This window comes from Humibacter antri, from assembly GCF_054777235.1.
The window spans coordinates 404648-418500 of record NZ_BAAHAW010000019.1 but is presented as its reverse complement, the minus strand read 5'-3'; the positions used below and the strand labels follow the sequence as shown (position 1 = coordinate 418500).

General features: G+C 64.5%; 15 protein-coding genes. 5 read left to right on the top strand and 10 right to left on the bottom strand.

Features of this window, described 5'->3' with window-relative positions:
- Window positions 1–210: 210 nt before the first annotated feature.
- The 3 genes from ACYVDK_RS08175 to ddaH form a co-directional block, all read right to left on the bottom strand.
- Window positions 211–348, bottom strand: a complete 138-nt coding sequence (locus ACYVDK_RS08175) for a hypothetical protein (RefSeq protein WP_460520507.1) — start codon at window positions 346–348, stop codon at window positions 211–213.
- A 529-nt stretch (window positions 349–877) separates the two neighbouring features.
- Window positions 878–1957 (bottom strand): Glu/Leu/Phe/Val dehydrogenase family protein, encoded by a 1080-nt coding sequence (locus tag ACYVDK_RS08170; protein ID WP_460520505.1) that lies wholly within the window; start codon window positions 1955–1957, stop codon window positions 878–880.
- Between the two features lie 259 nt (window positions 1958–2216).
- Window positions 2217–3425, bottom strand: coding sequence for a dimethylarginine dimethylaminohydrolase family protein (ddaH, locus tag ACYVDK_RS08165; RefSeq protein ID WP_460520503.1), 1209 nt, complete (start codon window positions 3423–3425; stop codon window positions 2217–2219).
- 135 nt (window positions 3426–3560) lie between these two features.
- Between ddaH and ACYVDK_RS08160 the strand changes: the two genes are divergently transcribed.
- Both ACYVDK_RS08160 and ACYVDK_RS08155 read left to right on the top strand, forming a co-directional pair.
- Window positions 3561–4073, top strand: a complete 513-nt coding sequence (locus ACYVDK_RS08160) for a PadR family transcriptional regulator (protein WP_460520501.1) — start codon at window positions 3561–3563, stop codon at window positions 4071–4073.
- Window positions 4070–5437 carry an efflux MFS transporter permease gene (locus tag ACYVDK_RS08155; protein WP_460520499.1) on the top strand — a complete coding sequence of 456 codons (1368 nt, stop codon included), beginning with the start codon at window positions 4070–4072 and terminating at the stop codon, window positions 5435–5437. The genes ACYVDK_RS08160 and ACYVDK_RS08155 overlap by 4 nt, the downstream gene beginning before the upstream one ends.
- On the opposite strand, the gene ACYVDK_RS08150 is transcribed toward ACYVDK_RS08155, so the two are convergent.
- Window positions 5414–6676, bottom strand: a complete 1263-nt coding sequence (locus ACYVDK_RS08150; RefSeq protein ID WP_460520497.1) for an MFS transporter — start codon at window positions 6674–6676, stop codon at window positions 5414–5416. The genes ACYVDK_RS08155 and ACYVDK_RS08150 overlap by 24 nt on opposite strands.
- 165 nt (window positions 6677–6841) lie before the next feature.
- On the opposite strand from ACYVDK_RS08150, the gene ACYVDK_RS08145 reads away from it, so the two are divergent.
- The 3 genes from ACYVDK_RS08145 to ACYVDK_RS08135 all read left to right on the top strand — a co-directional run bounded on the left by ACYVDK_RS08145 (window position 6842) and on the right by ACYVDK_RS08135 (window position 8090).
- Window positions 6842–7189: a phosphomannose isomerase type II C-terminal cupin domain gene (locus ACYVDK_RS08145; protein WP_460520495.1), complete on the top strand. Its 348-nt coding sequence runs from the start codon at window positions 6842–6844 to the stop codon at window positions 7187–7189.
- Window positions 7190–7422: 233 nt separating this feature from the next.
- Window positions 7423–7752, top strand: coding sequence for a nucleotidyltransferase domain-containing protein (locus ACYVDK_RS08140; protein ID WP_460520493.1), 330 nt, complete (start codon window positions 7423–7425; stop codon window positions 7750–7752).
- Window positions 7749–8090 (top strand): HepT-like ribonuclease domain-containing protein, encoded by a 342-nt coding sequence (locus ACYVDK_RS08135; RefSeq protein WP_460520491.1) that lies wholly within the window; start codon window positions 7749–7751, stop codon window positions 8088–8090. The genes ACYVDK_RS08140 and ACYVDK_RS08135 overlap by 4 nt, the downstream gene beginning before the upstream one ends.
- Window positions 8091–8159: 69 nt before the next feature.
- Here the strand turns inward: ACYVDK_RS08135 and ACYVDK_RS08130 are convergent, their stop codons facing one another.
- From ACYVDK_RS08130 to ACYVDK_RS08105, 6 genes are all read right to left on the bottom strand, one after another.
- The gene (locus ACYVDK_RS08130) at window positions 8160–8600 is read right to left on the bottom strand and encodes a PIN domain-containing protein (protein ID WP_460520489.1); all 441 of its coding nucleotides are present in this window, start codon (window positions 8598–8600) and stop codon (window positions 8160–8162) included.
- Complete coding sequence (locus tag ACYVDK_RS08125) at window positions 8597–8863, bottom strand: type II toxin-antitoxin system Phd/YefM family antitoxin (protein WP_460520487.1); 267 nt, start codon at window positions 8861–8863, stop codon at window positions 8597–8599. The genes ACYVDK_RS08130 and ACYVDK_RS08125 overlap by 4 nt, the downstream gene beginning before the upstream one ends.
- A gap of 298 nt (window positions 8864–9161) precedes the next feature.
- The gene (locus ACYVDK_RS08120; protein ID WP_460520485.1) at window positions 9162–11186 is read right to left on the bottom strand and encodes an ABC transporter ATP-binding protein/permease; all 2025 of its coding nucleotides are present in this window, start codon (window positions 11184–11186) and stop codon (window positions 9162–9164) included.
- A complete protein-coding gene (locus ACYVDK_RS08115; protein ID WP_460520483.1) occupies window positions 11183–12220 on the bottom strand; it encodes an efflux RND transporter periplasmic adaptor subunit in 1038 nt (345 codons plus the stop codon). Before ACYVDK_RS08115 ends, ACYVDK_RS08120 begins: the two co-directional genes overlap by 4 nt.
- 112 nt (window positions 12221–12332) lie before the next feature.
- Window positions 12333–13172, bottom strand: coding sequence for a hypothetical protein (locus tag ACYVDK_RS08110; protein ID WP_460520481.1), 840 nt, complete (start codon window positions 13170–13172; stop codon window positions 12333–12335).
- Between the two features lie 80 nt (window positions 13173–13252).
- Complete coding sequence (locus ACYVDK_RS08105; protein WP_460520479.1) at window positions 13253–13645, bottom strand: peptidase inhibitor family I36 protein; 393 nt, start codon at window positions 13643–13645, stop codon at window positions 13253–13255.
- Window positions 13646–13853: the final 208 nt, after the last annotated feature.

Here is a 13853-nt window from a genome sequence, read left to right as displayed (position 1 = left end):
CGAATCGATTCTGCCGCTGGGGAGCGACAGTCGATCCGTGAAAGGGTACGAGATCGGTCGCGTACGAAGTGGTCCGAGCGGTGGGCGGCGATCGCAGGAACCGACAGTCGTCGGGTGCGCCGAGCGGGTCGGACATTCGCGTGGGCGGCGGAGTGCTCCGCGCGCGGGCCGGAAAGGCTGAAAGGTGGGCTGGCGGTGTTGCCTTGTCAGCTAACCGATCACGGCAGTGTTCCCGCCGGCGGGAGACGCTGCATGCCGATACCCGGCCGGACCACCAGCGGCGGCCGGCACGAGGAGGACCGCGACGCCCGCGCGCAGCCGCGGCGTGATCTCGGTCTTCGTCATCATGGCGTCCTCCTTGCGGTGTCGGGCCGTTCGCACGTGGAGCGACCCGGGTCTCGACCAGTCATCCGGATGCCGCCCCGGTGCCCGGAAGGCGTGAAGAGCGACAGCTGATCAGGCTATACCGATGCGTGCGGACTGCGCAACAGGCAGTGCGGCAGGCAGTGCGGCAGGCAGCGGCTCAGCCCCGCCGGAACGACCGAGGCCTCGACATGACATCCGCTCGACATGACATCCGCTCGACAACATGCCAATTCGGCATGTTGTCGGCAGGAGAGCGCGATCTGTCATGTTGACGGTCTCGTTCGGACTGCGTCGGGGACTGGGGCCGGGTGCTGCCGGAGGCTTGGCGGGGGTGCCGAGTGCTTGGCGGGGATGCCGGGTGCTTGGCGGGCGCCGCCGGGTGCCGGGTGCTTGGCGGGCGCCGCCGGGTGCCGGGTGCTTGGCGGGCACCGCCGGGTGCCGAGTGCTTGGCAGGAGAGCGCGATCTGTCCTGTTGACGACCCCGTCCGGACTGCGCCGGAAGGGGCGCGCCTCAGACCAGCGCGGGGACGGCGTCGAGCCGCTCCATGGCGAGCGCCTCTGCGGCCACGAGGGTCGTGATGTCGTGCTCCCGGGCATCCTCGAAGATCTGCGCGACGGTGTCGCCGATCTGCTCGACCCGCTCCCTTGTCGCCTCGGCCGAGGCGCCCGGCCGGGTCAGCGTGTCGAGGAAGATGACGCCGCCGGCGTTCACCACGAAGTCCGGCGCCCAGGCGATACCGCGCTCGCGCAGCAGATCGGCGACCCCGCGCTCGGCGAGCTGGTTGTTCGCGGGCCCGCACACGGCATGCACCTGCAGGGCCCCGACGACCTCGGGCGTCAGGATGCCGCCGACGCCGGCGGGCACGAAGACATCGCCGGGCACGCGCATCGCCTCATCGGACTCCGCCCACTGGGCGCCGAGCCGGGCGGCCAGCTCGCGCTTGACCGGGTTCACGTCGGTCACGGTGAGGATGCCGCCATCGCCGGCCAGGCGGGTGGCGAGCAGCGACCCGACGTGGCCGAGTCCGAGCACCGTGAAGCGGCGTCCGGCGACCCTGCGGTCTCCGAAGACCGCCTCGAGCGTGGCGAGGATGCCCGCATACACGCCGTGCGCCGTCGCGTCACTCGGCTCGCCGACGCCGCCCTTGTCGGAGGGCAGCCCGCACACATCCGACGTGCGCTCGGCGACGACCGCCATGTCTTCTGCGCTGGTGCCGACATCCTCGGCGGTCATGTAGGCACCGTCGAGGGAGGCGATCGCGTCACCCAGGTCGAGCATCACGGCGCGGCGGCGCTCCGCATCCAGCCGGGCGCCGCGTGGCAGGTGGATGACCGTTTTGCCACCTCCGCGACGCAGGCCGGCCGCCGCGTTCTTGTACGTCATGCCTTCGGCGAGGCGCAGCGAGTCGTGCACGGCGTCGACCCAGTTGTCGTACGACCACAGCCTGCAGCCGCCGAGCGCCTGGCCCAGCTTGGTGGAGTGCACCGCGATGCTGATCGTCAGCCCGCTCCGCGGCCCCTTCATGATCAGAAGCTTCTCGTGCGGAAGGTCGGTTCCGAACGCTTCGGTGAGTTCGGGCATGGCGGACATCGGTGTCTCCTTAGCGGGCCGCGGCAACGGGGTGATGTGTCACAGGCATCCGTTCACGCTTTGTGAGCGCAACGGGCACCACCATCTTGCCACCTCGCGCGGAGCCCGGATGCCGCGGGCAGCCGGGCGCGCACGCGGACGGCTGGCACGACGGCTGCCTGATTGCGCCACTTTGCAGTGCTTGCGCCACGTTTGCTGGCGCAACAACCGCAAAGTGGCGCAATCAGCGCGCCGGATCGTGACGGCGGGCCGGATCGGGTCAGCCGATCAGGATGCTCAGGCAGGTGACGCAGCCCTCGAGCTTCTCGAATTCGGAGATGTCGACTGTGACGACGCGGTATCCGAGGTCGGTCAGGAGTTCCGCGGTCTTCGGGGCGGATGCCGCCAGCAAGACGGCGTCGGGTCCGAGCACCAGCACCGCGACGCCTGCGGCTTCCGGCACTTCGAGATAGCGGTCGAAGACGGCCGGGTCGACATGGTCGCCGTGTCCGATGACGGTGCCGTCGGGCAGCGCGGTCACTGCCGTCTTCAGATGCAGAACACCGTTCACCGGCACGGCGACGACGTTGTAGCCCTCGTCGGCCGCGATCGCGCGCAGCTGACGGATGCCCTCTCCGTTGGTGCGCTCGCTGCGGCCCACGTAGAGCGTGGTTCCCACGCGCAGCACGTCGCCGCCATCGAGCGTTCCGGGCTCCTGGATGCGGTCGATGCGCAGTCCGAAGTCGGTGAGCACGGCCTCCGTTCCCGGCGTCTCGCCCCGCCGCTGCTCCGCACCGGAACGGGCGATGACCGCCCGGTCACCGACGACGACGGCGGTGTCTTCGACGAAGACCGAATCGGCGAGAACCTCCGCGGAGGCCACCTCGACCGTCTCCCAACCGTTTTCGGCGAGCGCGGCGACGTAGGCATCCCATTGCTCGTCGGCCTTGGTCGAGTCCACCTCGGCGCGCTCGATGTTGGTGACGATGCCCTCTGCGAGGTTGGTGGCCGGGATGCGCACCAACGCGACCTTGCGACCGCGGACGGCCGTCGTGTCGTACTGGGCGATCACACGGTAGAGCCAGCGTCCGAAGGTGGGCGTCAGCGCGGTGACCAGCGCGATGAAGAGCAGGTTGCGCTCGCCAGTCACGCTCCAGAGCACCGAGATGTCGGGCTTCTGTGCGTTCACGGCCAGATAGATCATCGTGTCGAGCGCAGTGGAGATGACGCCGATCACGACGCCCGCGATGAGGGCGCCCCACCAGGTGGCGAAGACGTCGAAGATCGCGGCCACCGCGAGAAGCACGAACGCGAAGACCGAGGCGAGCGTGAAGTAGCCGCTGATCGAGATGATCGCGGCCCAGCTTGCACTCTGCGCTGCGAGGTAGGCCTCGTTCGTCAGCACCACCGTTCCGATGTGCACAAGGAGTGCGACGAGGAATGCGGTGAGAACGGACGCCGCGATGCGGCGGCCCCAGGCGACAGTCATGGCTACGACCCTAGCCGAGCGCATGCTATGGGCTTGCTGGGGCCGGGCCCCACGCCCGCGGGCGGAGCCACCGGTCGCCGGCCGCCGGTTCGTCATCATGGACGTCCCCTGCATAATAGGTTACATTAACTTACTATGGCCTATCCGGACATCCTGATCCTGCGTCACCTCTCGCGCCGCCCCGCGCACGGTTACGAACTGCGGAAGCGGATCGAGGAGACGACGGGCATCGTCATCAACAACAACTCCCTGTATCCGGCGCTGAAGCGGTTCGTCGAAGCCGGTGCGGTGGAGGTCGCGGTCGAGCAGCACGAGTCGAGACCGCCACGTCACGTCTACACGCTGACCGACGTCGGCAGAGAGCTGCTGCACGATCTGCTGTCCGAGCTGCCTCCCGCGCAGGCGGGCGACGATCTGGAGTTCCTCACCCGGCTGGGGCAGTTCTCCTTTCTCGATGCGGCCGAACGCACTGCGATCATCGAGGTGCGCTCGGCCGCGCTCGACAGCCTTCGAGCACGGCTCGGCGCGCTCGAAGGGCGCACCTCCGGCGAGTTCTGGAGTTCTGCCGTCATCGCTCATCTGAGCGAGCAGATCGAATCGGAGTTGCGCTGGCTGAAGCGGCTGCGAGCGGAGGCGACCCGCCCATGACGACCCGGGGCGCTGAGCGGCTCGGTGTCGCCGCGCAGTACGGGCTCCTGGCCGGTCCCCTGCTGTCGATGCTCGATTCGAGCATCGTTAACGTTGCAATAGCCCCGATCGCACGGGATCTGAACGCGGAACTCAGCACGGTTCAGTGGGTGACCAGCGGCTACCTGCTCGCACTCGGCACAGGACTGGCGTTGACGTCGTTCCTGGCGCGTCGCTACGGGACCCTTCGTACCTACGTCGCGGGTGTGATCGCTTTCACGGCCGCTTCCGTGCTGTGCGGGCTGTCGCCGGACATCCAATTCCTGATCGGTGCACGCATTCTGCAGGGCTTCACCGGCGCCACCCTCGTTCCGCTGGCGATGAGCATGCTCCTGGGCTCGGCCGGGGCGTCTCGCAACATCTCGCCCTTGGCCGGAATGGTTCTGTTCCTCGGCCCCGCGCTCGGCCCGAGCGTCGGCGGACTGCTGATCGGAACATTCGGCTGGCGCTCGATCTTCTTCATCAACCTGCCCGTCGGCATCCTCGCCACATTCGCCGCTCGCGCCGTTCCGAGCGGCGTCGCGCCGCCTCGGCAGAAGGATGCACACCTCGACGCGTTCGGGCTGGCGCTGCTGATGCTCGGGCTCTTCGGGGTGCTCTTCGGTCTCGACCGCGGCGCGAGCGCCGGGTGGGGATCGGCACTCTCCCTTCTCCCCCTCGGAATCGGTGCGCTCCTGCTGGTCGGCTACGTTCTGCGTTCCCTGCGTTCGCCGAGCCCGGCACTCGACCTGCGTGTGCTGCGCGATCGCAGTGCCGCGGTGTCGTTCCTGCTCTGCGCGGCCGCCTCGGTCGCGGCGTGGTCGATCCTGTTCCTGCTGCCGATCTTTCTGCAGCAGGTGCAGGGCTATTCCGCGTTCATGGCGGGACTCGCGATGCTGCCACAGGGAATCCTCACCGGACTCGGCACCGTGCTCGGCCAGAAGGTCGCCGAGCGGATCGGGGTGCGCTCGACCGTGCTCATCGGGTTCGCCGTGCTGCTCGTTGCCAGCCTCGGCCTGTTGGCCATCGACGCGACGACGTCGCTCTGGGTCACCTCCGGCATCCTCGCGGCACGGTCCGCCGCGATCGGCCTCGTCATCACCCCGCTCCTCACCGTCGCGAACCGCACCCTGAAGCCCGAGGAGCAGGCCGATGCCAACACCGTCTTCAACGTGGTGCAACGGATCGCGGGATCGCTCGGCATCGGACTTCTCGCCGCGTACTTCGCCGCGCAGAGTGCCGCGGTCGGGCCGGTCGATGCTCTCCACGAGGTCGCTGTCGTGATCGCCGGTCTCGCAGCAGTCGCGGCCGTAGGCGCCGTGCTACTCCCCCGCCTGCATCGGTGACTCCGGCGCGAGGGATGACTGCCGCCCAGCGACCTTGAAGGCACGCAAGCCCAGCAGTACGAGCAGGATCGGCACCGCGGATGAGCAGGCGACGACCACGAAAGCGGTACGGGGCCCGGTCGCGTCGTTGATGAGTCCGCCGGCGAAGGATCCGAGCGACATCCCGCAGATGACCAGCGTGTTCAGCCACGCGAGGGCCTCGGTGATGATCGTGGGCGGGACGATCTCGTGCGCGATGTGGTTGACGGCGATCATCAGCGGGGCGATCGTGGCGCCGGCGAAGAATCCGAGTGGATAGAACCACCAGATGCCCGGCGCGAGCGCCAGCGATGCCCACGTGATGAAGAGGGCAAGGGACGTGCCGACCAGCATCTGGCGCGAACCGAGCCGGGTGGACAGCGCTCCGAACAGGAACCCGCCCGATGCGCTGCCGATGGAGTAGGCCGTCAGCACCGTTCCCGCCAGTTCGGGCACACCGTTCGCGGTTGCCAACGACACGATCGACAGGTCGTTGATGCCGAAGCCGATGCCGGTCGCGAAACTGACGACCAGGAGGATGACGAAGGGAGCCGAGCGCAGGAGCCGGCCCGGCCGGTGAACGTGCTCGGTCGCGGATGCCGGCTTCGCGTCGGGCATCATCCTGAGGAAGAGAGCGCCGATCGGGCCGATGATCCCGGAGAGGATCAGACCACCGGCGGGCGCGACGCCTGCAGCGAGGAAGGCTGCGACCGCTGGACCGAACACCCACACGATCTCATCCGCGACCGCCTCGACGGCGTAGGCGGTGCGCAGCAGAAACGTGTCTTCGACGATCGACGACCAGCGGGCACGCATGAAGGCGCCGACGGGCGCGACTGTCACACCGCAGAACACCGACATGATCACCAAGCCCACCATCGAACCGAGGTAGCCGCAGGCGACGGCGCCTGCGATCGCCAATGGGTGCGTGATCGCGGATGCCAACAGCAGCTGCCGCTGCCCGCGGCGGTCGGCGACGCGTCCGGCGAGTGGCCCCACGAGACCCATCGAGGCGATCGCGAGACCGGACGTGAGACCGCCGAGCGCATACGATCCCGTGCTCGCGTGGGCGAAGAAGAGGAAGCCGAACCCGAGTACGGCGATCGGAGTGCGCGCGAGCAGACCGGCGACCACCATGAGCGTGCGTGAAGGTACGGACAGGAGCCGGCCGTACGCGCGGAACCCGAGGTTGCTCATGGAGCGATCCGCGTGTTCGGGCATCGCCCGATCATCGTCTCGTTCCGCCCGCATGCCACAGCGTTCTACGCTATCGCGGCGCACGGGGTGCGATCGGCCGGAACCCGTCGGTAGCCTTTCGGCGTGCGCTGGCCGGCATCTCGGGCAGACTCCTGTTACTGACAGGTGCGGCGTGTTGAAGGAGATCGTGTGATCGGTGAGCGGGACGAGCGCCCATGGGGAACGTGGACCGTGCTCGACGAAGGCGCAGGCTTCAAGGTGAAACGGATCGAGGTGAAACCCCGTTCGCGGCTCTCGTATCAGACGCACGAGCATCGCGCTGAGGTGTGGGTGGTTGCCTCGGGTGTCGCTTCGGCGGTCATCGACGGTGAGACGGTTGCCGCTCGGATCGGAGAGACCATCAACATCGCTGTCGGTCAGCCGCACCGCATCGTCAACGATCAAGAGGAACCGCTTGTCATCGTGGAGGTACAGCTGGGCGATTACCTCGGCGAAGACGACATCGAGCGTCTCGAGGACGACTTCGGACGGGCGTGAGTCCGGCTCGACCATCGCGCCGTCCCACCAAGGCGCCGCGCGGCCGCCCATACCGGAGCGAACTCGCGTTCCAGTTCTGCGACGCGATCCGGTGAGGACTCGATCAGGGACCCCATCGCACCGGTCACACGCCCACGCGCAACGGCGTAAGTTCCAACGACCATTCATGCCGATGTCTGGGGCGGACCGATGTTGCCGCGACTGTGGATCGCCTGCACGGATACCCTGGATGCATGACCGCTGTTGCCGTCAGCCCGGAGTCACTCGCCTTGCGCGAGCTGTTGCGTGCGCGGCGGGATGACCTGCAGAGCGTCCTGGACGAGTACCACGCAGCGAATCCGCGGGTGTTCGGTTCGGTGGCGCGGGGTGAAGCAGGCCCGCACAGCGACATTGACCTCCTCGTGGATCTGCTCCCCGATGACACGCACAGCGAGCTTGTCCGCGTTGGCGGATTGCGTGCCGGGCTTCGCCGGGTACTCGAGCACGATGTGGATGTCGTGGCACCGCAGTTGCTCAAGTCACGCATTTCAGTGACAGCGCTGAAGGATGCGGTGCCACTGTGAGCCGTTCGGCTGGAGAACTCGTCGCTGACATTCTGGACGCGATTGAGCGCTGCACCCGTTACCGCGATCGGTTCGGTGACCCGGACTCTGAAGTCGTGGAAATGGCCTTCGAAGCGGCGATCCGATACATCGGGGTGATCGGTGAGGCGGCGAACCACCTGCCACCGTCGATCACCGGCGCGCACCCAGAGATCCCCTGGCCGGCGATCGTCGAGATGCGCAGCATCGTCGTTCACGAATACTTCAACGTCGACACAGAGATCGTCACCACAGTGCTCGATCGCGACCTCGTTCCCTTGGCTGCGGCCCTCAACGAATACCGGAATACGCAGCCCTGAGAGTTGCCAGCGGCCAAGGACACACCGACAACGGCGCAAGTGCGAAAGGGCACCCTTTCTGAGGGGCTTTCAGCCCGTGACCCGTGGATCCTCTCGGAGGTAGATCTCGACGAGGTTGCTGGTCCAGGTCGCTACGCCTGCTCCGAAGAAGTCCTTGTCCTCGGTCCAGATCGGACAATCCAGCATGAGCGCGGCCGCGACCATCGGCCAATCCATCGGATCGCGAGCGCCGATCCGGTCCATGGCTGCAGATTGAAGTGGCGCGATCGCTTCGATGGGAATCGCTTCCACCAGAGATCGGAGCCGATCGAGCGATTGTACGAGCGGCGCGACATCGGCACCTCGCTTCTCGGCGATCGTCGGCAGATGCCGGACTGCTTCATCGAACGCGAGGGCTGGGGTGAAGAACGCGATGTCCTCTCCGTAGAGTTCGATCAGTGTACGTACGCGGACACCGAGCACTGCACGGATCAGGATGTTCGCGTCAAGGACGATCCGTCTCGTCGTCACGACGCAGCAGCTTCAAGCCGTTCTCTGCGGAGTGCGTCGAACTCAGCCACCGCCTCATCCTCGGTCATCCCGAGCTGCTCCAAGAGTGCGCTGGCCTTCTTCGCTGCTTCGGAGTAGGCGGCGATCTCGGCCCTTCGATCCCGATGCACAGGAATGAAGAGTCCCACCGTCTGTCCGTGCCGGGTCACAGTCACGGGCTCCGCCTGGTCGATGTACTCCGCAAGATCCTGCCGGAACTCACGAACACCCACTGTCACACTCATGCCCATCCTCCTCCACAGCGTACCGACGTGTAATGTGGTGTACACATTATCACGAAGACACCCGACGCGAGGGTGAAGCACCCAAACGACTAAGGACGCATCGACAACGGCGCAAGTTCGAAATCGGCCCTTTCGAATCTCCGATCCGTGGGCCGTCAATCCCTGGGCGGTACATCTATTCGTTTTGAGGGACTGCGGCCGATGGTGCACACGTGCGTGAACACACGACCGTCATCCCCAGCTATAAGGAGTACGACACATGCCAATCAGATCCGGCCGGATCGGGTCAAGCGCGGAGTCAACTTCTAAGGGCTTGAGAGGGTTGAATGCGGCTCGCGCGCACGCTTGGTGCGATCGAAGCAACGATGCCAGCGAGGGCACCCGAGACTATGCCGATCAGCAGGCTCGCGACGTCGAAGTACGGGTCCCAGTGCTGGATAAGGGATATGACTATGACGGCGACCACTCCGATAGCGGAGCCGACGATTCCTCCGATGAGGCCCCCGATCCCTCCCTCGACAACGAACAGGCCCGCAATGTCGAATCGGCTTGCTCCCGTAGCCATGCGCAAGCCGATCTCGCCCCGCCGCTGTAGCACAGAGTTGGTCATCGTTGCTGAAGTGGTCAGTATGGAGATGCCGAGAAAGACGCAGGCCAGTGCTAGGAGTAGGCCGTCCAATGATGTGGAGACTCCGCGCCGGAGGGTGAGCAAGTTGGCGGCTCCGTCCGTCACAAAGTGCCCAGGGTTGGCCGGGTCTAGGGCGTAGGGAATTGCTTGTGCGACAACGAATGAGTGGCCGGGAACGGTGCGCACGGCGAGTTGGCTCCTGGTGGGAAGACCGAGCCCCATCAAAGCGTCATGTGAGATCACCACCGAAGCGGCCATCGATGAGTTCTGGGACGCAGTGGGCAAGATCCCGAGGACGTCGAATTCCGATCCGCCGATCCATATGCTCTGCTGTTTCCCATTCACGATACCGAGTGAGCGGGCGGCTTCCGCCCCTACTAACGCCGTGTTCAGGTTTACGACCTTGATGTCTAGGAGGTGCGACACGCTCGATCGAACGGGGACATGCAGTGCTGAGAAGGTGCCCGAACTTACCCCGACAAGAGGAATTGGCTGAACATCCGTCGGGATGCTGCCGAATCGAGAGATCGAAGCATCCGATGGAGCTACCTGATCTTGGTAGCCCACTGCGCTTACACCATCGAGTGCGCTGATTCGGGCGACCGGATCTGCGCCAAAGCCTTGCTTTGCCGGGGCCTGCGAGGAACCTGCCAGAGAAACCGTGACGCTGTCTGATGACGAGGCTGAGATCAACTGGTCAATCTGCGCCTGAGCTGTCAGTCCGAGGCTGCTTCCGGCTACCAATCCTGCCACGCCTAGCGCGACTGAAAGCAACACCGCTACGGTGCGCAGAGGGTGCGCATACAGAGTAAACAGGGCTTCACTTACCGCGTCCGAACGGGCTCTGAGCCAACCGGCGAACGCTCTCGGACGCGGACGCGACTTCACCCGCAGCGTTTGGAGGAACTCGAGTGCATCCGCTGGCGCCGGTGCTGATTCTGATTGACTGACCGCGACTAGCTCCGTTAGCCGACCGTCGAAGACCCTAACCTGCCTCGTGGCGAACTTGGCCAATTCGAGGTCGTGAGTGACCAGGATGATCGTCGTGCCAGCACGGTTCAAGCTTGTGATTAGTTCGAGGACGGATTGGGTGTTAGCGGAATCCAGGTTTCCGGTTGGTTCATCGAGGAACAGTACGCTGCCGTTGTTCACGATCGCTCTCGCGATCGCCATTCTCTGACGTTCACCGCCGGATAGTAGCGATACTTTGGCCGTGACCTTGTGTTCAATATGGGCTAGGCGTGCTGCTGTTGCCACTCTTTGTGCCCGATCGGCAAGAGGAACCCGGCTGGAAGCTAAAGGGATCTCAACGTTTTTGTCGACGGCCAGGGAGTCAATCGCGTTGGACTGCTGGAAGACGAATCCGAACAAGCGGGCCCGGATTCGTTCCACGTCGCGTTTGCGCAGCGTGCTGGTCCTTTGCCCACCGACCTGATATTCGCCAGCTTCGGGCGAATCGAGGAGGGCGAGAATGTTGATGAGCGTTGACTTCCCGGCACCTGACGGTCCGGTGATAGCGATGAAGTCCCCTGAGTACACGTCAAGGGATGCGTCACGAATGGCCCATTCCGTCTCGTGTGCGTATCGTCTGCTCACATTTCGGAGGGACAGCAATGGTTGTTCTCCGGCCGCTGAGGTTTGATCCTCGTCGTTACGAGACAACACCCTCGGTGTACGAGCCGACCGGTGGTTCATCGTCCGCTGACGAGTACGCGGTCACCGGGCTTGAGAGCGCTTTGCGTCTGGATTCCGGTCCAGCCGTTTTGCTGCCAAACGGGAGTCACCTCCGCTCGTACGTCCTTTAGTCCGCGCTTGACTAAGACCCACGGTTGTGCGCCGCTTTGTTCGATTGCGATCGTCGGAATAGCGAGCCGCCGATCTATCGAGTTGGGGAAGCCGATACTGACTTGATCTCCCCCCGCGGCTGCGCTGCCAGCTGAACCGGGTGCGAATGAAATCACGACTGGATAGCCGGACTGGGCTGCGGCACCGGACTTCGACGAGTCGCCTGCCGTGAACGCGCCGATCGATTCGACTTGTCCTGTTGCCGGTTTGCTGCCGCCGCCCGAGACTTGAATGCTTACGACGGTGCCGACGGAGACGTGCTGCTTGTGGAGAATGTCGATTTTGCTGACGACCTGGTTCGCGGCCTGAGAGCCTTCGATCACGGGCTTACCAGTAGCTGCTGAACTTCCCAGTGGGGTCTGGGTGGTGACGACAAAGGATCCGGTAGGAAGCAGCGCCACGTTCGCCAGCGGCAGCGAGGTTCCAGCAGGTGTTCCTAGTGCCTCGAAATGGGCTCGGCTGAAAAGCTCACGGATCGCACGGGCCGTTGCCGAATCATAACTATCGGAAGCGCCGCTGCTACGCAGTCCCAGCGCGTCCAGCTCGTCGTTGAGCGATTTGACATCACTCCCTGACTGCCCGAGCGCGAAGTCACGCCATGGAGTTATCGCTAAGGACAGCGCGAAGATGGGACGATCATCGAGGGCAACCAGCAAGCTGCCCGCGGTGATTGCCTGGCCGGCGGCCACCCCAACTTGTGTGACGACCGGTTGCCCGGTGAATGCCCCGGGCGGTGGTGAGTAATCGAAGACCGAGACAGGCGCAATCGTGCCTGTGACGGGCGTCAGTTGAAGTTCGCGCTCTTCGGCCGCCTTGTACACGGAAACCGGCTTGCTCGCTGCGGCGATAGCGGCCGCCGTGTTAGATCGCATGACATAGCCCAAGACAACTCCACCGGCCCCGACAGCGAACACGAGTACGAGCGCTATGACGCTGAACACCGGATGTGGCCAGCGACGCAGCCGAACCTCACCCTCGTGATCCGCGCCCTTCGCTTTAGTGCGTGGAGTCAATGTATGCCTGGGCCTTCGCTACGACGCTCACTATCGCCGCCTTTTCGTCGTTCAGCGCGGCCTGCTTCTTCGCGATGAATACGGTCTGGTAGCTTGCGTCGATGTCCGAGAGCCGCTGTACCGCGTTGATCTGCGTCTTACACTCGACATCTTGAACTGCGACCTTCACTTGTTGCTCCTTTGGCATGGATGCTGCACCGACGGTGAGAACATCTGAAGATGGGACGACAACTCCGTTCTTTTGCATGCAGTTCCGCCACTGATGGACTATAGAAACACCGGTTTTGTCATGTGAAACGGTCAATGAGTACGCCTCCGCCGAGCCCTGAGAAGCGAGGCTCGATGAAGGGTCCTTCCGCGGAAACTTCTTATTCGCTTCATCCAGACACGCTGAATAGGCCTTCTGAGTGGCGGGCGTTTGCGCCTGGGCGTTCAACTTGACCTCTGCCTGGTCCACCGGATCTTGGGGCGGGAGTGCATATCCATACTTTGCAGCCTCGTCGCTTAGCCACACTCCGAACAGTCGGTAACCACTCGTGTCGTGACCCTGTCGACGATCGACGAGACTGAATTGCTGCCCGCGAGCCGTCATGCATGAATGAATGCTCAGGTCGATGGCGTAATCGATAGTCCGGCTTTGAGAATCGGAGAGGGCGTAACTATCAAGTGGAAGGCGGCCGCTGTCGGTGCTGGGATCGAGCTTGGCCTGGCCCGCTACGACTACTCGGCCCGAATAGTCCACGCCCGTCGAAACCGCTTTCTTATCGCTAGCACAGCCACACAACGCTGATGCAACGCCTACGATGAGCGCCGAAGCGATCAAGACATCCTTGGTAGACCTCTTCGTTCTGGCTCGTTCAGAATCAGACTGCACGCCCATCGTCGGCGTTGATCCGGGCATGCCTACGCGTGCCAGTGGTTGCTCATCAGGTTGTCGTTCCAGTACCCCGCTGACACGCCACCCGTGGAGTCCCAGTACAGATCTGTGTGCCTGTTGGACACGCCGCGATAGACCGTGAAGTTGGAACCAGTGGCATTGTCCTGAACGTAAACGCTTACGTTCTCACTGGTCCCGTCGTTCCAGAGCGAGCTTGCGACGTTGTCGAAGCTGCCCCAGTCGTCGTTGTCGTAGTAGAAGCCGGTCTCTGCGCTGTTCCCATACGAATCGACATACACGCAGAGCTGCCCTGAGTTGCATCCCCACGACGCATACGCCGGCAGCGCAGCGACCAGCCCGGCTCCCGTGAGTGCCGCGGTCGCCAAGACGCCCCCGATGACAGCGTTCCTTCTCCTCATGATCCCCCTCAATCCTTCCAGGCACTCGATTCGTTCGGGTGCTGCTCGGAAGCTATCAGCGGAGGGGAGAGCATGTCCAGACGTTTGTCTGAATTCGTCCCGCGGAGCGCTTGTCGGTAGCTCGGCCGCGCCGCCATCCTTCAGTTGAACCCGGGCAGCCGCCGCCCGACGTCAAACGAATGCCCCCGTCTCATGAGCGACGAGCCCT